At 69.0% G+C, this 18311-nt stretch carries 16 protein-coding genes; 10 read left to right on the top strand and 6 right to left on the bottom strand.

Annotated features, from left to right (window positions below):
* Positions 1 to 91 precede the first annotated feature (91 nt).
* Positions 92 to 1885 (top strand): ABC transporter ATP-binding protein, encoded by a 1794-nt coding sequence (locus tag STH_RS03250; RefSeq protein WP_011194765.1) that lies wholly within the window; start codon positions 92 to 94, stop codon positions 1883 to 1885.
* A complete protein-coding gene (locus STH_RS03255; RefSeq protein WP_011194766.1) occupies positions 1885 to 3777 on the top strand; it encodes an ABC transporter ATP-binding protein in 1893 nt (630 codons plus the stop codon). Before STH_RS03250 ends, STH_RS03255 begins: the two co-directional genes overlap by 1 nt.
* Here STH_RS03255 and STH_RS03260 read toward each other — a convergent pair.
* Positions 3761 to 4681 carry an alpha/beta hydrolase gene (locus tag STH_RS03260; protein ID WP_011194767.1) on the bottom strand — a complete coding sequence of 307 codons (921 nt, stop codon included), beginning with the start codon at positions 4679 to 4681 and terminating at the stop codon, positions 3761 to 3763. The genes STH_RS03255 and STH_RS03260 overlap by 17 nt on opposite strands.
* Before the next feature lie 175 nt (positions 4682 to 4856).
* On the bottom strand, positions 4857 to 6008 hold the full coding sequence (locus STH_RS03265; RefSeq protein ID WP_050742085.1) for a serine hydrolase domain-containing protein: 1152 nt from the start codon (positions 6006 to 6008) through the stop codon (positions 4857 to 4859).
* A gap of 36 nt (positions 6009 to 6044) precedes the next feature.
* Here STH_RS03265 and STH_RS03270 point away from each other — a divergent pair, with 36 nt between their 5' ends.
* Positions 6045 to 7211: an exo-beta-N-acetylmuramidase NamZ family protein gene (locus tag STH_RS03270; protein ID WP_011194769.1), complete on the top strand. Its 1167-nt coding sequence runs from the start codon at positions 6045 to 6047 to the stop codon at positions 7209 to 7211.
* Positions 7212 to 7253: 42 nt separating this feature from the next.
* On the opposite strand, the gene STH_RS19625 is transcribed toward STH_RS03270, so the two are convergent.
* Positions 7254 to 7382, bottom strand: coding sequence for a hypothetical protein (locus STH_RS19625; protein WP_276324219.1), 129 nt, complete (start codon positions 7380 to 7382; stop codon positions 7254 to 7256).
* A gap of 85 nt (positions 7383 to 7467) precedes the next feature.
* Here STH_RS19625 and STH_RS03280 point away from each other — a divergent pair, with 85 nt between their 5' ends.
* The 3 genes from STH_RS03280 to STH_RS03290 all read left to right on the top strand — a co-directional run bounded on the left by STH_RS03280 (position 7468) and on the right by STH_RS03290 (position 9005).
* Positions 7468 to 7950, top strand: a complete 483-nt coding sequence (locus STH_RS03280; protein WP_011194770.1) for a hypothetical protein — start codon at positions 7468 to 7470, stop codon at positions 7948 to 7950.
* Positions 7951 to 8017: 67 nt separating this feature from the next.
* Positions 8018 to 8671, top strand: coding sequence for a nitroreductase family protein (locus STH_RS03285; protein WP_011194771.1), 654 nt, complete (start codon positions 8018 to 8020; stop codon positions 8669 to 8671).
* An 82-nt stretch (positions 8672 to 8753) separates the two neighbouring features.
* Entirely contained in the window at positions 8754 to 9005 is a 252-nt protein-coding gene (locus STH_RS03290; protein ID WP_011194772.1) for a hypothetical protein, read from the top strand.
* Positions 9006 to 9057: 52 nt separating this feature from the next.
* On the opposite strand, the gene STH_RS16850 is transcribed toward STH_RS03290, so the two are convergent.
* Both STH_RS16850 and STH_RS03300 read right to left on the bottom strand, forming a co-directional pair.
* Positions 9058 to 9621 carry a YdcF family protein gene (locus tag STH_RS16850; RefSeq protein ID WP_011194773.1) on the bottom strand — a complete coding sequence of 188 codons (564 nt, stop codon included), beginning with the start codon at positions 9619 to 9621 and terminating at the stop codon, positions 9058 to 9060.
* 508 nt (positions 9622 to 10129) lie between these two features.
* Positions 10130 to 11272, bottom strand: a complete 1143-nt coding sequence (locus tag STH_RS03300; protein WP_011194774.1) for a cysteine desulfurase family protein — start codon at positions 11270 to 11272, stop codon at positions 10130 to 10132.
* Positions 11273 to 11510: 238 nt separating this feature from the next.
* On the opposite strand from STH_RS03300, the gene STH_RS03305 reads away from it, so the two are divergent.
* Together STH_RS03305 and cydB are read left to right on the top strand one after the other, a co-directional pair.
* On the top strand, positions 11511 to 12848 hold the full coding sequence (locus STH_RS03305; protein ID WP_011194775.1) for a cytochrome ubiquinol oxidase subunit I: 1338 nt from the start codon (positions 11511 to 11513) through the stop codon (positions 12846 to 12848).
* Positions 12849 to 12878: 30 nt separating this feature from the next.
* A complete protein-coding gene (gene cydB / locus STH_RS03310) occupies positions 12879 to 13907 on the top strand; it encodes a cytochrome d ubiquinol oxidase subunit II (protein ID WP_011194776.1) in 1029 nt (342 codons plus the stop codon).
* 38 nt (positions 13908 to 13945) lie between these two features.
* Here the strand turns inward: cydB and STH_RS03315 are convergent, their stop codons facing one another.
* A complete protein-coding gene (locus STH_RS03315; protein WP_011194777.1) occupies positions 13946 to 15358 on the bottom strand; it encodes a sigma-54 interaction domain-containing protein in 1413 nt (470 codons plus the stop codon).
* 245 nt (positions 15359 to 15603) lie between these two features.
* Here STH_RS03315 and STH_RS03320 point away from each other — a divergent pair, with 245 nt between their 5' ends.
* On the top strand, positions 15604 to 16521 hold the full coding sequence (locus STH_RS03320) for a proline dehydrogenase family protein (protein ID WP_011194778.1): 918 nt from the start codon (positions 15604 to 15606) through the stop codon (positions 16519 to 16521).
* Positions 16522 to 16533: 12 nt separating this feature from the next.
* Entirely contained in the window at positions 16534 to 18078 is a 1545-nt protein-coding gene (gene pruA / locus STH_RS03325; RefSeq protein ID WP_011194779.1) for an L-glutamate gamma-semialdehyde dehydrogenase, read from the top strand.
* Positions 18079 to 18311 lie beyond the last annotated feature (233 nt).

Raw genomic sequence — 18311 nt, forward strand, 5'->3', positions numbered from 1 at the left:
AGGATTGACAGTTGACTAGGTGAAGGAACCTCGTCACCGAGGGCGAATTTGCTATAGATAAACGTTCAACCGTATTGAGGGAGTTGGGTGCATGCGGGTGTTCGCGCGCCTCAGGCGCTTTTTTGTCCCGTACATCGGATGGGGGCTGGGATCGGTCCTGGCCATGGCGTGCCTGACCGCGGTGGGCCTGGTGCGGCCGTGGCTGCTGGAGCAGCTGATCGACCGGGTCATCCGGGAGCAGCGGTTTGCCGAACTGCCGTACTGGACGGCGGCGGTGCTGGCCGTCGCCCTGGTCCGGGCGGTGTTCAACTTCCTGCGACAGTATCTGGGCCACTCCTTCGGGCAGAACGCCACCCTGGACCTGCGCAACGCCCTCTACGACAAGCTTCAGTACCTGCACTTCAAGTACTACGACAACGCGTACACCGGCGACCTCATGTCCCGCGTCACCGCCGACGTGGAGGCCTTCCGGATGTTCCTCTCCTTCGGGTGGGTCCACCTGATGGACATCCTCTTCATGACCCTCTTCTCGCTGGTGGTCATGCTCTCGATGTCCGTCCGGCTGACGCTGGTGACCCTCCTGGCGATGCCCTTTCTGCTGGCGGTGGTGCTGCGGTTCGAGCGGCGGGTGCATCCGGCCTTCCGCCGGGTGCGCGAGGCCCTGGCCGGCCTCTCCACCGCCGCCCAGGAGAACCTGAACGGGATGCGCACGGTAAAGTCCTTTGCCCGGGAGGACTTCGAGGTCCGGAAGTTTGCCGCCCACAACCAGGAGTACCTGGAAGCCAACCTGGCGACGACGGGGCTCTGGGCGCGGTACTTCCCTGTCATGGAACTGCTCTCCAACCTGGCGCTGACGCTGATGCTCGCCTATGGCGGCCTGCTGGTGCTGCGCGGCGAGCTGTCGCTGGGCGAGCTGGTCGCCTTCAACAGCCTGATCTGGTACTGGATCTGGCCAATGCGGGAGGTCGGATATCGCATCAACGAGCTCACCCAGGCCATCGCCTCGGGCGAGCGGCTGCTGGAGGTGCTGGAGCACCCGGTGGCGGTGCAGAGTCCGCCGGAGCCGGTGCGGCTGCCCGAGATGAAGGGCCACGTCCGCTTCGAGGGGGTCTGGTTCCAGTACGACTCGCCCCGCCCTGGCACGGGCGAGATCAGCCCGCATCCGGCGCTCGCGGACATCCACCTGGACGCCCCGCCCGGAAGTGTCATCGGGCTGATCGGCGCCACCGGCTCGGGCAAGTCGACCCTGGTGGCGCTCATTCCCCGGTTTTACGACGTGACCCGGGGCCGGGTGACCATCGACGGCATCGACGTGCGCGACCTCGACCTGGACGACCTGCGCCGGCAGATCGGGATCGTGCAGCAGGAGACCTTCCTCTGGTCGGCATCGATCCGGGAGAACATCGCCTACGGCCGGCGCACGGCCACCATGGAGGAGATCATCGCCGCGGCCAAGCTCGCCCGTGCGCATGACTTCATCATGGAGACCCCGGCCGGCTACGACACCATCATCGGTGAACGGGGGCTGGGCCTCTCCGGCGGGCAGCGGCAGCGCATCGCCATCGCCCGGGCGATCCTCAACAACCCCCGCATCCTGATCCTCGACGACGCCACCGCCTCGGTGGACATGGAGACGGAGCACGAGATCCAGGTGGCCCTGCAGAACGCCATGCGGGGGCGGACCACGTTCATCATCGCGCACCGGCTCTCCTCGGTGAAGCACGCGGACGAGATTCTGGTGCTGGACCAGGGCCGCATCGTGGAGCGGGGCACCCACGAGGAGCTGCTGGCCCGGGGCGGCGTGTACCGAGCCATCTACGACATCCAGTTCCGGGACTTCGAGGAGCAACGGGCCGCGGAGGCCGGGAAGGGGGGGAGCCGCTGATGGGCATGGGGCAGTACCGGACGGCACGGGAGCTGCGCAGGGGGGCGGCCCCCCGGAGCGAGAACGCGGACCGCTTCTACTACCGGGAGGAGCAGGTCTTCGAGAAGCCCTTCGACTGGAACCAGCTGAAGCGGCTGGGCGCCTTCCTGGTCCCCTACCTCCGTTACGTGATCCTCGCGGGTATCGCCATGCTGGGCGTGACGGTCACCCGCCTTGCCGTGCCGTGGCTGATGGCGCAGGCGATCGACACCGCCCTGGAGTCCGAGGTCCGGTTCACCCGCTGGACGCAGTGGCTGGAGCCGTATGCCCGCACCGATCGGCTCTTCATCCTGGCAGGCGCGATGCTCGCGGTGTACCTCGTCAACTGGCTGGCGAACTACGCGCAGATCCGGCTGACGAGCTGGGTGGGGCAGCGGGCCCTGTACGACCTGCGGACGAAGATCTTCGCCCACGTGCAGTCGCTGTCCATGCGCTTCTTCGACACCCGGCCCGCCGGGTCGATCCTGGTGCGGGTGACCAACGACGTCAACTCGCTGCAGGACCTGTTCACCAACGGCATCATCAGCGCCCTGCAGGACGTGCTGACCCTGGTCGGCATCATCCTCATCATGATGTCGATGCACCTGAAGCTCTCCGTGGTCATCTTCGCCTTCCTGCCCCTGATGATGGTCACCACCGTGCGGCTGCGGACCCGGGTGCGCCACGGCTGGCAGCGGGTGCGGATCCAGCGCTCCCGGCTCACGGCCCACCTGGCGGAGGCGATCCAGGGCGTGCGGGTCACCCAGGCGTTCAGCCAGCAGGAGCCCAACAAGGACTTCTTCGCGGACATGAACGTCGAGGTGCGCAAGACCTGGATGGACACCATCCGGCTCAACGCCTGGTTCAACCCGATCGTGGAGATCATGGGGGCCCTGGGCACCGCGGTGGTCTACTGGTACGGCACCCGGATCCTGCAGGGCGGCGGCATCACCGTGGGCGTGCTGGTCGCCTTCGTGACGTACGTCGGCCAGTTCTGGGAGCCGATCCTGCGGCTGACCCAGCTGTACGGCAACGTCCTGGTGGCCATGGCCTCCAGCGAGCGCATCTTCGAGTACCTGGACACGAAGCCCACCGTGCCCGAGAAGCCGGATGCGCAGCCGCTGCCCCCGATCCGGGGCGAGGTGGAGCTGGACAACGTGACCTTCGCGTACGAGGAAGGGCGCACCGCCCTGCGCGGGGTCTCCCTGAAGGTGAACCCGGGCGAGACGGTGGCCCTGGTCGGCCATACGGGCGCGGGCAAGACGTCGATCATCAACCTGCTGTCCCGGTTCTACGATGTGAACGAGGGCGCGGTGCGGATCGACGGCGTGGACGTCCGGGACGTGACCCTGGAGTCGCTGCGCCGGCAGATCGCCGTGGTGCTGCAGGATACCTTCATCTTCAGCGGGACGATCATGGACAACATCCGCTACGGACGGCTGGACGCCACCGACGAGGAGGTCATCGAAGCGGCGGAGGCGGTGCGGGCCCACGACTTCATCATGCGGCTGCCCCACGGGTACCAGACCGAGGTGCGGGAGCGGGGTTCCCGGCTCTCCATGGGCGAGCGGCAGCTGATCTCGTTTGCCCGCGCCCTGCTTGCGGATCCCCGGATCCTGGTGCTGGACGAGGCCACGGCCTCCATCGACACCCAGACCGAGCTGCTGATCCAGGAGGCCCTGGCGCGGCTGTTGCAGGGGCGGACCTCCTTCGTCATCGCCCACCGGCTGGCGACCATCCGCAACGCCGACAAGATCGTGGTACTGGACCACGGGCAGATCGTCGAGATGGGCACCCACGAGTCGCTCATGGCCCGGCGCGGCGCGTACTACAACCTGATTCAGGCGCAGTTCAAGTTCATCGAGGCGAGTTGAGGACGGCCAGCCGCCTGGGCAGGTCCGCGGCGAAGCCGGTCGGAAAGTCGTGCCCGAGGCCCGGGTGCACCTCCAGCTCGCAGGCGAGGCCAGCGTCCCTCATCGCGGATGCGAACTCCTGGACCTCCTTGAACATCCAGTCTCCGTCGCCGATGAGGATGTAGCCCCGGACGTCGCGCCGCGCCTCCGCAAGCAGCGGCCGGAAGGTCTCCAGCCGGATGGCGGGGGCGACGGCGAGGAAGCGCGTCGCCGGAAACGCCCCGGTCAGCACCCCGAACATCGCGACCGCCGCGCCCATCGAGAAGCCCGCCATGACCGTGGGGTCGTGGGGGCCGAGGCTGTCCAGGTGCGCCCTGACCTCCGCCAGGGCCCGGTCGCGGTCCCTCCAGGAGTAGAGGCCCGGGCCCCACACCTGGGACGACTGGGCCAGGGCCACGCGCCAGCCGGCCGCGGTCGCGGCGGTCCAGCGGGCCCGCTCCTCTTCCTGCTCAAAGCCGCTCGACGCGCCGTGCAAGGCCACCAGCAGCCCCTGGGGTTCGCCTTCGGGCTCGTACGTGCGCAGCACGGGCCGGGCGACGGCCTGGGCGGCTTCCCAGCGCTCGCGGAACAGCTTCAGGAGCGGTTCGAACCGGGGATCCCCCCGCAGCGGCGCCAGGTCCGGGTCGTTCAGCATCCGCTCATGGTACCACAGCCCCTCCTCCGCGGCCGCCTGCAGCCAGCGGAGCCCGGCGTCCGCGCCGTCCGCCCGGCAGGCGAGGCACGCCCGCCAGAAGTAGAAGGTCGGGGCGTAGTCGGGGAAGCGGCCGGCCTCCCGGTCGATCAGCGCCAGCGCCTCCCGGTAGGCGCCCTGGTTGTACAGGCGAAACACTTCCCTCTGCAGGTCGGAAAAGTCCCGGATGGCCATGTGCCTCACCCCTTCATGATCTTTTGCGGTATTGACGATGAACGCTGCCCCGGTGTTCCGGAGCCCGGCCGCGGACGGCCGGAGGCGCCTGCCGGGCGGTCAGACACACGACAGGGCGGTCGCGCGCTGTATGGCGTGACCGCCCTTTTCAAGAGGGCTCCGGCCATGGGCACCCTTACTTCAGCGCTGCCGCCACGGCGTTGTGGAACAGGGGGCGCAGCCGGCGGATGTGGTCCGAGCGGCCGAAGTGCACCCGGTTGGTCAGGAGGGCGACCACGAGCCGCCTGTGCGGGTCCACCCAGAGGCTGGTGCCGGTGAAGCCGGTGTGGCCGAAGGAGCCGACGCTGAACAGGTCGCCGCAGCTCAGGAAGGCGGCGCCTTCGTGCACGACGATCCAGCCCAGACCCCGGTGTTCGTCCCCCGCGATGTGCGGCGTCTGATCCCGGGTGGCGGCGGCGACCGAGGCCGGCGAAAGGACGCCGCTGCCGCCGTCCAGCCACATCTGGCCGTACGCCGCCACCTCCGGTGCCGTGCCGAACAGGCCCGCGTGGCCGGACACGCCTCCCAAGGCGGTCGCCGTCTGGTCGTGCACCTCGCCGCACTGGTAGCGCCCCAGGTGCTCCCGGAACTCGGTGGCTGCGGCGCTGGCCGCCCGTTCGCCTTCCGGGAGGTAGCCCGTCTCCTCGAGGCCGAGCGGCCCGTGGACCTGCTCCCGCACGAACCGCTCCAGCGGCCGGGCGCTCAACCGGGCGACCAGCTCGCCCAGCAGGATGAAGCCCAGGTCACTGTAGATGATGCGGCTGCCCGGGGGCGCCTCCAGCGGGACCTGCGCGATCCGGGCGATGCGCTCCTCCTGGCTCGCCGCGGGCTCCCGGAGGGAAAGGCTCCCGGCCGGCAGGCCCGACGTGTGGGTGAGCAGGTGGCGGATGCGGATCTCCTGCCGGCCGTCCCCCTGGTACTCGGGGAAGAATAGGTGAAGGGGGTCGTCCAGTCGGATCTCGCCCATTTCCATCAGGCGCAGGACCGCGGGCAGGGTGGCCATCACCTTGGTCAGCGACGCCAGGTCAAACAGGGTCCCGGGGGTCATGGGCCGGCGCCGGGGATAGACCGCCGCCCATCCCAGCGCCCGGTGGGCCGCCACCGCACCGTCCCGCGCGATGACCACCACGGCCCCTGGCAGCCTTTCGGCCGCGATCTCCTGCTCCAGCAGGCGGATGGCCGCCTCCAGCCGGTCGGGGTCGAAGCCGGCCGCGGCGGGGCCCGCCGGATGCAGCCCCGGAGGCCAGCGGGTCTCGTACAGGCCGTCAGTCACGGGTACTGCGTTCATATGGGCATCCAACTCCTCAACGCTGTGCGAAGGTGAGTGATCGGATTGGCAGATGTCAGGCTGGGCAACGAGGTGCTCCTGAGGTCCCGCCGTCAGCTGCTGAGCGGGGTCCGTGTCGGGATCGTCACCAACCACACGGGCGTAAACAGCCGGCTGGAGTCCATCATCGACCTGCTGGCGGCCGACCCCGGGGTCCGGGTGACGGCCCTGTTCTCGCCCGAGCACGGCATCCGGGGGGACGTGCCGGCGGGGGAGAAGGTGGACCGCGCGGTGGACCCGGCGACGGGGCTGCCCGTCCACAGCCTGTACGGCGATACCCGCAAGCCTGCCCCCGAGATGCTGGCCGACGTGGACGTGCTGCTGTTCGACCTGCAGGATGCGGGCGTACGCTTCTTCACCTACACCTGGACCATGGCCCTGTGTATGCAAGCCGCCGCCGAACAGGGCAAGCGGCTGATCGTGCTGGACAGGCCCAACCCCATCGGCGGCCTGCAGGTAGAGGGGGGGATCGTGCAGCCAGGGCTGGAGTCCTTCGTCGGCCTCTACCCGGTGGCCATCCGCCACGGGCTGACCCACGGCGAGATTGCGACCTGGCTGAACCAGCGGTTCAAGATCGGCTGCGACCTGGTCGTCGTGCCCCTGGAGGGCTGGCGCCGTTCGATGTGGTGGGACGAGACCGGTCTGCCCTTCGTTCCGCCCAGCCCGGCCGCCAACGGCCTGGACATGCTCACGCTCTACCCCGGCCTGTGCTTTCTGGAAGGCACCAACCTCTCCGAGGGCCGGGGCACCGCCCTGCCCTTCCAGGTGTTCGGCGCCCCGTGGCTGGACGAGAGGCGCACGGTGGCGGAGCTGCGGGCGCTGGAGCTTCCCGGCGTGCTCTTCCGCCCCGCCTACTTCATCCCGACCGCGTCCAAACATCAGGGCCGGCTCTGCCGGGGTGTGCAGGTGCACATCGTGGACCGCCGGGTGGTGCGGCCGGTGGAGCTTGGTGCGCACGTGATCGCCGTGGTGCGGCGGCTCCACCCCAAGCACTTCGAATGGGTCATGTGGGGGAGTACCCGCTGGCTGGACCGGCTGAGCGGTTCCGACCGGCTCTACCGGGCGGCGGAGGGGGAACTGCCGCTTGGGCAGGTGCTTTCCGCGTGGGCGGAGGAGGCCCGCTCCTTCGCGGAGGAGGCGGCGGCGTACCGGCTCTACGACTAGTCGGGTCCCTCCCGCCGCTGCACGCCGCTGCGGCGGCAGACGCTACAGCCGGCGCAGCTCCGCCTGCCAGGCCCGGAAGGGCTTCATGCCGAGGACGCCGGCGTTGAGCAGCCAGGGGCCGCCGGCATCTGACGGGCATTGTGCCCAATTCGCCGCCCGGGGAACGGACACCTGGGCGCCCGATGGGAATGGCAGGGTTTGCGGGGCCCGGTGCGGAAATGAGAAGCAGAACGGCCGGAGGAGGTAGACCTGCCCCATGTTCTTCGTCCGTCGCTTCTCCTATCTGCTGTCGAGCCTGCTCTTGCTGGTGGTCCTGGGGCTGCTGGCCTGGCGTCTGCACTGGCAGCTGGCGGGGTACGTCGTCATCCTGGGGCTGATCGGCGTTTTCGTCATCTACTGGGTGGCGGTGCGCCGAGGGGCGCGCACCCCCGCCGATCCCCGGAAGAAGCTGCGGAAGTCGCGCAGCGGGGATCGGCCCACGGTACTCCACTTCTACAGCGACTTCTCCCTCAGCTGCCTGCTGAGCCGCCCGCTCGTGATGCCGGTGGAACGGCAGTACCGGGGCCGGTGTGAGTTCATCTACGTGGACGTCGGCCATGCGGACGCCCAGGCGATGATGGACGAGCTGAAAGCGGAGATGGGCGACTGGCTCCTGTTCGACCGTTCCGGGAGGCTGGTGGGGCACCGCCGCCGTCTGACCGCCGCCGACATCGAGCGGGTCCTGGACGGCGCATTCTAACGGAGGACGACCGATCGGGCACGCCGTGGCTGACACGGCGTGTTTCTATAGAAGGGAGCTGTGGGAGATGGAGTTTCAGGAGCTGTACGATCTGGTCCGCACACGCCGCTCTATCCGGCGCTATCGGCCGGACGACGTGCCCGACGAGATGCTGCAGCGGGCGATCGAGCTGGCGACCTGGGCCCCGAGCGGGGGAAACTACCAGCCGTGGCGGTTCACGGTGGTGAAGAACCGGGAGCTGATCGGGCAGATCGCCGACGCGGTGGAGGCCCGCAGCCGGCTGATGGCGTCGTGGCCCGAGGCCGACCGGTACCGGGAGCAGGCGGACCGCTGGATCCGGACCAGCGCCTTTTTCCGGGACGCGCCGGCCTGCATCGCCGTCCAGGTGGGCGGCTACCAGTCGGTGGCGGACAGGCTGCTGGCCGCCCGGGGCCCCCAGGACCCGGCGGCCGCGGAGATGATGGAGTGGCGCCGGTTCGGGTCGTCCCGCATCCAGACCATCGGCGGGGCGATCATGCTGCTCCTTCTGGCCCTGCACCAGCAGGGGCTGGGGGCCTGCTGGATGGCCGGCCCCCTGCAGGCGAAGGCGGAGATCGAGAAGCTGCTGAACGTCCCCGAGGGGTGGGAGTTCGTGGCGCTGATCCCGGTGGGCTTCCCCGCCGAGGAGCGGGAGGGGGCCCCCCGGCGGCCGCTGGACGAGGTGATGGAGTTCATCCGGTGAGGCTCCCGCGTCCCTCCCGTATCGTGCCGGGCCCGGGCGGGCATACTGTTCGCGCAGGCTGCACGGGGGGAGTGAGGGACACGTGGGTACGCGGCAGAGACGGCCGGGAACCGGCACGCGGCGGCTGCGCCGCGGCCGGCCGTGGATGCGCGGCCGCGGGCGCAGGCGGACCGGCTGGCTGGCGGCGCTTGTGGGCCGGCTCCGCCGACGGTGGCGGTCCTTCTGGCACTGGGAGGTGCTGCACGCGCTCCGGGAGCGGTACCCGCAACTGTCCCGCACCCGCACGCTGAGCCCCGGGGAGCTGCGCCGGTTTCCGCAACGTACGTGGCCGTAACCAAGACCTCAGCCCCCCTGGCAGGCTTCCTGCCAGGGGGGCTTTCCCTTTTCTACAGGTTTCCGTGCAGAGCGTAGGTGCGGACCTTCTCCAGCTCCCGGTAGACGAGCTTCTGCCCGTCGTCCGTGTGCCACCAGTTGTCCCGGGTGATGTCGGTCCGCCGGTCGGGGCAGCACGTGATCTTGGTCTCCCGGGGGATATAGTTGGCGATGGTCCGCTTCACCCGGCGCATGTGATGCGGCGCGCTCACCAGGAGGACGTTCTTGATGTTCTTCCAGCCGATCGTTTCCTCTATACGCTTAACCGAGTACTGAACCTGTTCGATGGTGTTGAGGCCCTCGCATTCGATGTCAATCGCCTCTGCCGGCACGCTCAGCTCGACCATGTGGTCCCGCAGCCGCTCGGCCTCGCACACGCCGATGCCGCGCTTGTCGCCGCCCGTGATGAAGACCTTGGGAGCCAGTCCGGCCTTGTACAGCTCTGCCGCGCGCTCGGCCCGCTCCAGCCGCTTGCCGCCGAAGACCAGGATCAGATCGCCGGGTGTGGGCTCATCCTCGACGAACAGGTACTCGGAGATCTCGCGGAGCGACATGCCTTCGTACAGCCTCAGACTCATCTGGCATTCCTCCCTGGCGCATCGTCGTTCTGGCGCCTGCACTCCCCACGGGTCTCGACCTGCCGAAGCCGCCCGCCGGGCGCCGAACGGCGGGGGACAAAAATCGCCTTTGCTTCGCAACCAGTTCGCTCACGTCGGGCAGCCTGGCCACAGGCCCGGCTCCGCGCAGGCTCCTGATTCCGAAACAAAGGCGATTCCGTTCGCACGCTCTTCAAGGCGGGGCAGGCCGCTCTGCAGCCCGCCCAACCGGTCCCGCGGCCCGGCGGCCGCGCGCGAGGCAGGGAGGGGAATGGATGGAGGCTCAACCCACGTCCTGGTCGGAGTGCGGTCCAATGGCCCTCACCTCCTCGCCTGGTTATCAGCATATTCGCCGCCCGCCGGCTATTCCCCTGTCGCGCGGCCCGGCGTTCACGCGACTCTTTTGGGAGTAGTCCCGAAGGTCGGGTCGGGTCTAGGGGAGGCTACTGCCCGCGCAGTAGCCTCCCGTCTTCGCGCCTGAGGGGCCTGTCTACCGCGCCGCAGGCCGGAGCCGCCGGGCCGCGGCGATCAGGGCGTCGGCGGCAGCGTCGACCTCTTCCGCGGTGGTGTACCGGCCCAGGCTCAGCCGCACGGAGCCCAGGGCCTCCTCGGGCGCGAGCCCCATGGCCAGCAGCACGGCGCTCGGCTCGCTCACCCCGGCGTGGCAGGCGGAGCCCGTGGAGGCCGCCACCTCCGGTGCGGCGTCCAGCAGGTCGTTGCCCACCAGGCCCTCCACCAGCAGGTGCAGGGTGTTGGGGAGCCGGGGGGCCCCGAGCCCGGTGACGCGGATCGGCAGCGCCGCGGCCAGCCGCTGCTGCAGCCGGTCCCGCAACTCCGCGAGCCGCCGGCCTTCGCCGATGGCCAGCTTTGCCTCGGCGATCTCCGCTGCCCGCCCCAGGGCGACGAGGTAAGGCACGTTCTCCGTCCCGGCCCGCCTCCCCCCTTCGTAGTCTGCCCCATGAATCAGCGGATGTAACACGACGCCGCTGCGCACGTACAGCGCCCCGACCCCCTTCGGGGCGTACAGCTTGTGGCCGGCGACGGTGAGCAGGTCGCAGCCGATGGCCCGGACGTCCACGGGGATCTTGCCGCAGCTCTGGGCGGCGTCCACGTGGAAGAGGACGCCGGCCTCGCGGGCGATGCGGCCGACCTCTTCCACCGGCTGGATCACCCCGGTCTCGTTCTGCGCGTGCAGGAGGGTGATGAGGATCGTGTCCGGGCGGAGCGCCCGGCGCACGGCGTCGGGGTCGATGCGCCCCTGTTCGTCGGCGGGCAGGACGGTCAGGGCGAAGCCGAAGTGCCGCTCCAGGTACCGGCAGGCCTCCAGCGTCGCCGGGTGCTCGATGGCCGAGGTGATGATGTGCCCCCGCCCCCGGGCGAAGGCGACGCCCTTCACCGCCAGGTTGATGGACTCGCTGGCGCACGATGTGAACACGATCTCTCCGGCCGAGGCGCCGATCAGGCCGGCCACCTGTTCCCGGGCGGTGGCGACGGCCGCGGCGGCTACCGCCCCCAACCGGTGTGTGGAGTGCGGATTGCCGTAGTGATCGGTCAGGTAGGGGAGCATCGCCTCGACCACGGCCGGATCCACCGGAGTCGTGGCGTTGTAGTCAAGGTAGATCGGGCGTTCCATTACACGTACCTCCTTGATCCGTGGTAGCCGGGGTGTAGCCCTGGCGTGGGCCTGCGACCGCCGCTGTAGGGCACCTACATTTCACAATGCAGGTCTGAGCATGCGTGAATTTGTTACTTTGACTCATACCAAGTGCCTGGCGGGATTGCTAGACTCGAGATGCGGGTAATTGTGACGCGCATCACAGACACGGGCGAACCAAGTCAAGCGGCAGGATGCCGGGAAAGGATGAGGACAGTTGGACGTCACGATGCTGAGCCGGATCCAGTTTGCCTTGACGGTCGGTTTTCACTTCGTTTTCGTGCCTCTATCCATCGGCCTGATCATCTTCACCTGCATCATGGAGACCCTGTACGTCCGCACGGGCGATCCCAAGTACAAGACCCTCACGAAGTTCTGGGGTCGGCTGTTCACCATCAACTTCCTTTTGGGCGTGGTCACCGGGGTCGCCATGGAGTTCCAGTTCGGCACCAACTGGTCCCGGTACTCGGAGTTCATGGGCGACATCTTTGGTTCCCCGCTGGCCGTGGAGGCCCTCATGGCGTTCTTCCTCGAGTCGACCATGCTGGGCGTCTGGATCTTCGGCTGGAACAAGCTGTCGAAGAAGATGCACCTCCTGGCCGGCTGGCTGATCGCGCTGGGCACCCACCTCTCCGCGGTGTGGATCATCGTCGCCAACGGCTTCATGCAGAACCCGGTGGGCTACGTGCTGCGCAACAACCGGGCTGAGCTGGTCAACTTCTGGGATGTCCTGTTCAACCCGTACGCCTGGTACACCTATGTCCATACCCTGTTCGCCTGCTACGCCGTCGGCGCCTTCTTCGTCCTGGCCGTGTCGGCCTACCATCTGCTGCGCAAGCGGAACGTGGAACTGATGCAGATCTGCGTCAAGTACGGCACGGTCTTCGCCATCATCGCCACCCTGGGCAACGCCGTCACCGGCCACTACAACGGCAGGAACGTCGCCCTGCGGCAGCCGGTGAAGCTGGCCGCCATGGAGGCCCAGTGGGAGACCGAGCGGGGCGCCGGCTTCTCGCTGATCGTCGTGCCGGATGAGAAGAACGAGCGCAACGCGGTCCAGGCGATCACCATCCCCGGCCTGACCAGCTGGCTGTCCTATGGCAGCACGGACGCCGAGGTTCTGGGCCTGAAGGACGTGCCCGAGGAGCTGCGGCCGCCGGTGGCGCTCACGTTCTGGTCCTTCCGGCTGATGGTGGGCCTCGGCATCCTGATGCTGGCCCTCGCCATCGCCGCCTGGTGGCACCACCGCAAGGGCACCCTCCCCGATCGCCCGCTCTTGCTGAGGTTCCTGCTGTGGTCGATTCCGCTGCCCTACATCGCGACCAACCTGGGCTGGATGACCGCCGAGGTGGGCCGCCAGCCGTGGACCGTCTACGGCCTGATCACCACCGCCGACTCGGTCTCGCCCGTCGCGCCGGCTGACGTGGCCATCAGCCTCGGCCTCGTGGTGGTGTTCTATGCCATTCTCGTGGGCCTGGACGCTTACCTCCTGGTCCGCTACGCCAAGGCCGGCCCCGAGGCCTACGACGAGCGGCAGGTTGCCGTGGCCGACTAACCCGCCTGTGCGCAAAGGAGGTATCGACGGATGTCCCACGAGCTCTTGCAGGTGATCTGGTTCGCCCTATGGGGGCTGCTCTGGGCGATCTACTTCGGCCTTGACGGCTTCGACCTCGGCTCCGGAATGCTGGCCGGCATCTTCCGGGAGGACGAGGAGCAGCACCACCTGATCGGCTCGCTGGCCCCGATCTGGGACGGCAACGAGGTCTGGGTGATCACGGCCGGCGGCGTCACCTTCGCCGCATTCCCCAAGCTGTATGCGACCATGTTCAGCTCGCTGTACCTGCCCCTGTTCATCATCCTGTTCGGCCTGATGTTCCGGGCGGTGGCGATCGAGTTCTACCACCACATGGACTACGACGCGGGCTGGCAGAAGATCTGGGGCTGGGTCCTCTCCGTCGCCAGCTTCCTGGTGGCCTTCCTGTTCGGCGTGGCCTTCGGCAACATCTTCCAGGGCATGCTGCTGGACGCCCAGGGCTACCACGGCACCGTCCTCAGCCTGCTGAACCCGTATGGCCTGCTGACCGGCGTGCTGTTCGTCGTCGCCTTCCTGATGAACGGCGCCTCCTGGCTGGCGCACAAGGCCCCTGACGACGGGTTCCGGGCAAAGGCGGACACCTTTGCCAAGCGCATGTGGCCCGCGGTCCTGGTGGTGGCCGCCGCCTGGCTGGTCTACACCCCGTTCGCCACCCGGCTGATGGAGAACTACCTGAAGGTGCCGGCGCTGTTCGTGGTCCCGGCCCTGGCGGTGGTCCTGCTGGTGCTCACCCGGGTGTACCTGGAGAAGGGCCGGCACGCCCTCGCACTGCTGATGGGCTCGCTCACGGTGGGCATCACCGTCGTCGCCGCCGTCATCGGCCTCTTCCCCAACATGTTCCCGTCCCGGATCGACCCGGCCTACAGCCTGACGGCGTTTAACTCCTCCAGCAGCCACTACACCCTGCAGTTCATGTTCTGGGTGGTCGTGGTCTTCCTGCCGTTCGTCCTGCTCTACCAGATCTGGGCCTACCGGCTGTTTGGCCGGCAGGGCACCGGCAGCGAAGCAGGCCATTACTGATCCCCCGTCCACCAACCAACCAACGGCGCAGGGCTCCCTCAGCGGGAGCCCTGCGCCGTCTGCGCGTCCAGGCCGAGCCGGCGCATGCGGTTGTAGAGCGTCCCCCGGGAGATGCCGAGGAGGCGCGCCGCCGCACTGCGGTTGTAGCGGGTCGCTGCCAGTGCCGCCACGATCGCCTCCCGCTCGTCCTGCGGCGCGGCGCCGGGCGCGCAGGGCGGAGCTGCCGGCCCGGCCGCGGCGGCCCCCCGCCGGGCGGGACCCAGGATGGCCGGGATGAGCTCCGGGCCGACGGCGCCGTCGGGGGACAGGATGACCATGCGCTCCACGGCGCTGCGCAGCTCCCGGACGTTGCCGGGCCAGGTGTGCTCCATCATCGCCTGGATCACCGCGGGGTGCACCTCCGCCGGCGGCCGCCCGTAGCGCATGCTGAACTCGTGGAGGAACCGCTGCATGAGCTCCGCGATGTCCTCACGACGCTCCCGGAGCGGCGGGATGTCCAGGGTGAACACGTTGAGGCGCCAGTACAGATCATCCCGGTAGCGCCCCTGGCGTACCAGTTCTTCCAGATCCCGGTTGGTGGCCACCACCACCCGGACGTCCACGGTGATGGGGGTGGAGCCGCCGACCCGGTAGAACTTCCGGTCCTCCAGGAAGCGGAGCAGCTTTACCTGGGACTCCAGCGGCAGGTCTCCGACCTCGTCCAGGAAGAGGGTGCCCCCGTGGGCCAGTTCCAGCTTGCCCCGCTGCCCCTTGGGGTTGGCGCCGGTGAACGCGCCGGGGGCGTAGCCGAAGAGCTCGCTCTCGAACAGCGTGGCCGGGATGGCGCCGCAGTTGAGGACCACGAAGGGGCCGTCGCGCCGCCGCGAGGCCTGATGGATGGCCCGGGCGAACAGCTCCTTGCCGGCGCCGGTCTCCCCCCGGATCAGCACCGTGGCGTCGGTGGCGGCGACCAGCGAAGCCAGGCGGATCGCCCGGCGGATCGCGGGATGGCGCCCGCGCACCGCCTGGAAGGGGTCCGCGGACGGCGGGGCCGGCGCAGGGGACGGGCTCAGCCGCTCCTGCAGGGCGTCCACCTGCCCCCGGGCCTGCAACAGTTCGTTGGAGAGCTCCACCAGGTCGGTGACGTCCCGCTCCACGGCGATGGCGCCGACGACCTGCCCGTCCCGTATCACCGGCGCCGCCGAGACCAGGACGTAGATGCCGGGGCGCGGCTGGTGGTAGGTCCACTCCACCCGCTGGCCGCTCTCCAGCACCCGGCGGACCATCAGCGAGGACGGGGTGAAGAAGCCCGTGATCGCCCGGCCGAGGATGTCCGGGGCCGCGATGCCGTAAAGCCGCTCGGCGCCCTCGTTCCAGGCCGCCACCCGGCCCTCGGCGTCGACGATGGTCACGGCGAGGTCCACCAGGTCCAGGAGCGGCCCCAAGCTGGCCTGCAGAACGCCGTTCTCCATGCTTCCACCTCCGGGTCGCCCGCACCGGTGGTGTCACGTACACATCTGTTCAATCAATATACACCCAATGGACACTGTTTGAACAGAGTGTCCCGCCCGATTGTACACCCGGCGCGCGCCGGGGTCGGTGCCGGGCGCTTTGCAGAGCGGCGCAGGCCAGCCCCGGGTTGGCACGGTCGTTGCTACACTGTGGGTTACCCGTTGTCGCAACGTGTGGAGGATCTTGTGGAGGGGGGCAGACGGACGTGTCGTCGCTTGCGCGCAAGGCGATCCTTTCCCTGGCGGGCAACCGGTTCGTGACCCGGGTCATGACCCGGCACGGGCTGAAGATCGGCGCCGGCCGGTTCGTGGCGGGCGTGACCCTGCAGGACGCGGTGGCGGTGACCCGGAGGCTGAACGACGAGGGGCTGGCGGTGACGCTGGACCTGCTGGGCGAGGGCGTGACCGACCGCGACGGCGCCCGGGCGATGGCCGAGGGGTGCGCCGGCATCCTGGAGGCCATCGGACGGGAGAAGCTGGATGCGAACCTCTCGGTGAAGCTGACCCAGCTGGGCCTCGCGGTCGATCCCGAGGCGGCGATGGAGAACATGGTCTACCTGCAGGACATCGCCCGGCAGGCGGGGATCTTCATCCGCATCGACATGGAGTCCAGCGACGTGACCGACGTGACCCTGGACATCGTGCGGCGGCTCTACGCCCGCGAGCGCAACGTGGGCACTGTGATCCAGGCGTACCTGTACCGCAGCCCCAAGGACCTGGAGGAGCTGGCCAGGCTGGGGATGAACGTGCGGCTGGTGAAGGGCGCCTACCTGGAGCCCCCGAGCGTGGCGTACCCGAAGAAGGCCGACGTGGACGCCGCCTTCCGGCGGCTCATCGCCCAGCACCTGTCCGCCGGCTGCTACACCGCGGTGGCGACCCACGACGACGCCATCATCGCCTTCACCGAGTCCTTCGTGAAGGAGAAGGGGATCCCCCGCGATCAGTTCGAGTTCCAGATGCTCTACGGCATCCGGCCGGAGCGGCAGCGGGAGCTGGCCCGCGCGGGCTACCGCACACGGGTGTACGTGCCCTTCGGCTCCGACTGGTACCCGTACTTCGTCCGCCGCCTGGCGGAGCGGCCGGCGAACGTCTGGTTCGTCCTGGCCAACCTGATGAAGCCCTAGGAGGTGCGGTCCTTGATTCCTCCCTATCGCCCTGAGCCCCTGAGCGACTTCCGCAACCCGGCGGTCACGGCCGCCTTCGAGCAGGCCCTGGCCGCGGTGAAGACGCAGTTGGGGAAGCGCTATCCCATGATCATCGCCGGCCGGCGCGTGGAGTCCGGCGAGAGCATCGTGTCCGTCAACCCGTCGCAGCCCGACCAGGTGGTGGGCTACGCAGCCCGGGGCGGCGTCGCCGAGGCCGAGGCGGCCGTGCAGGCGGCCCTGGCGGCCTTCCCGGCCTGGGCCGATACGCCCGCCGATGTCCGGGCCCGGATCCTGTTCAAGGCCGCGGCGATCATGCGCCGCCGCCGGCACGAGCTGTCGGCCTGGATGTGCCACGAGGTGGGCAAGAACTGGGCCGAGGCCGATGCCGATACCGCCGAGGCCATCGACTTCCTGGAGTACTACGGCCGGCAGATGCTGAAGCTGGCCGCGCCGCAGCCGCTCACTCCCTATCCCGGTGAGGAGAACCACCTCTACTACCGGCCGCTGGGGGTGGGGGTGGTCCACAGCCCGTTCAACTTCCCGCTGGCGATCCTGACCGGGATGACCGCGGCGGCCATCGTCACGGGCAACACCGTGGTGGTGAAGCCCTCCACCGAGGCGCCGGTGATCGCGGCCAAGCTCTTTGAGATCCTGGAGGAGGCCGGGCTGCCGGCGGGCGTGGCCAACCTGCTGTACGCCGACCCGGTGGAGATGGGCGATTACCTCACGACCCACAAGGAGGTCCGCTTCATCAACTTCACCGGCTCGCGCCAGGTCGGCTGCCACATCTACGAGCTGGCCGCGAAGGTGCAGCCCGGGCAGGTCTTCCTCCGGCGGGTGATCGCGGAGATGGGCGGCAAGGACGCCATCATCGTCGACGGCACCGCTGACCTGGACGAGGCGGCCGCCGGCATCGTGACCTCCGCCTTCGGCTTCAGCGGCCAGAAGTGCTCGGCCTGCTCCCGGGCGGTGGTGACCGCCGACGTGTACGACCAGGTGCTGGAGAAGGTGGTGGCCAGGACCCGGGCGCTGAAGGTGGGGCCGGCCACTGAGAAGGACACCGACGTCGGCCCCGTGGCGGCGGAACGGTTCCAGAAGAAGATCCTGGAGTATATCGAGATCGGCAAGGCCGAGGGCCGCTTGGTGCTGGGCGGAAACGCCCTGCCCGGGGGCTATTACGTGGAGCCGACCATCTTCGCGGACGTGGCCCCGACCGCCCGCATCGCCCAGGAGGAGATCTTCGGGCCGGTGCTGGCGTTCATCAAGGCGAGGGACTTCGACGACGCCCTGCGCATCGCCAACAACACCCCGTACGGGCTGACCGGGTCCGTGTACTCCCGGAGCCGGGAGAACCTGGAGCAGGCCCGCCGCCGGTTCCGGGTCGGGAACCTCTACTTCAACCGCAAGTCCACCGGCGCGATCGTCGGCGTCCACCCCTTCGGCGGGTTCAACATGAGCGGCACCGATTCCAAGGCCGGCGGCCCCGACTACCTGCTGCTCTTCACCCAGGCGCAGGCGGTGTCGGAGAAGCTGTAGGGATCTGTGGACGCGGAAAGGGGCTCCCACATGCGGGAGCCCTTCATGCTTCGACGACTTGGCCCGCGGCCGTGCCGCCGGGTAAGTGCAGGGGCAGCCCCTCCGTGATTTCACCGCTTTCCGGGGAGTTCGGGGCAGAAAATGCACTTGGCATCCAGGGCAGCATGCACATTATGCCCGCAACTGGTCCGTCATCGCGTCGACTGAGGGTGCGGCAGGGGCGCCCCTCCGTC

The sequence above is a fragment of the Symbiobacterium thermophilum IAM 14863 genome, from assembly GCF_000009905.1.
Lineage (GTDB): Bacteria > Bacillota > Sulfobacillia > Symbiobacteriales > Symbiobacteriaceae > Symbiobacterium > Symbiobacterium thermophilum.

Excerpts from the sequence above, each read along its gene's own strand:
- STH_RS03265 (WP_050742085.1), bottom strand. The coding sequence starts at position 6,008 with ATGAACGCAGTACCCGTGACTGACGGCCTGTACGAGACCCGCTGGCCT.
- STH_RS03300 (WP_011194774.1), bottom strand. The coding sequence starts at position 11,272 with ATGGAACGCCCGATCTACCTTGACTACAACGCCACGACTCCGGTGGAT.
- cydB (WP_011194776.1), top strand. The coding sequence starts at position 12,879 with ATGTCCCACGAGCTCTTGCAGGTGATCTGGTTCGCCCTATGGGGGCTG.
- STH_RS03285 (WP_011194771.1), top strand. The coding sequence starts at position 8,018 with ATGGAGTTTCAGGAGCTGTACGATCTGGTCCGCACACGCCGCTCTATC.
- STH_RS03315 (WP_011194777.1), bottom strand. The coding sequence starts at position 15,358 with ATGGAGAACGGCGTTCTGCAGGCCAGCTTGGGGCCGCTCCTGGACCTG.
- STH_RS03260 (WP_011194767.1), bottom strand. The coding sequence starts at position 4,681 with ATGGCCATCCGGGACTTTTCCGACCTGCAGAGGGAAGTGTTTCGCCTG.
- STH_RS03255 (WP_011194766.1), top strand. The coding sequence starts at position 1,885 with ATGGGCATGGGGCAGTACCGGACGGCACGGGAGCTGCGCAGGGGGGCG.
- STH_RS16850 (WP_011194773.1), bottom strand. The coding sequence starts at position 9,621 with ATGAGTCTGAGGCTGTACGAAGGCATGTCGCTCCGCGAGATCTCCGAG.
- STH_RS03280 (WP_011194770.1), top strand. The coding sequence starts at position 7,468 with ATGTTCTTCGTCCGTCGCTTCTCCTATCTGCTGTCGAGCCTGCTCTTG.
- STH_RS03250 (WP_011194765.1), top strand. The coding sequence starts at position 92 with ATGCGGGTGTTCGCGCGCCTCAGGCGCTTTTTTGTCCCGTACATCGGA.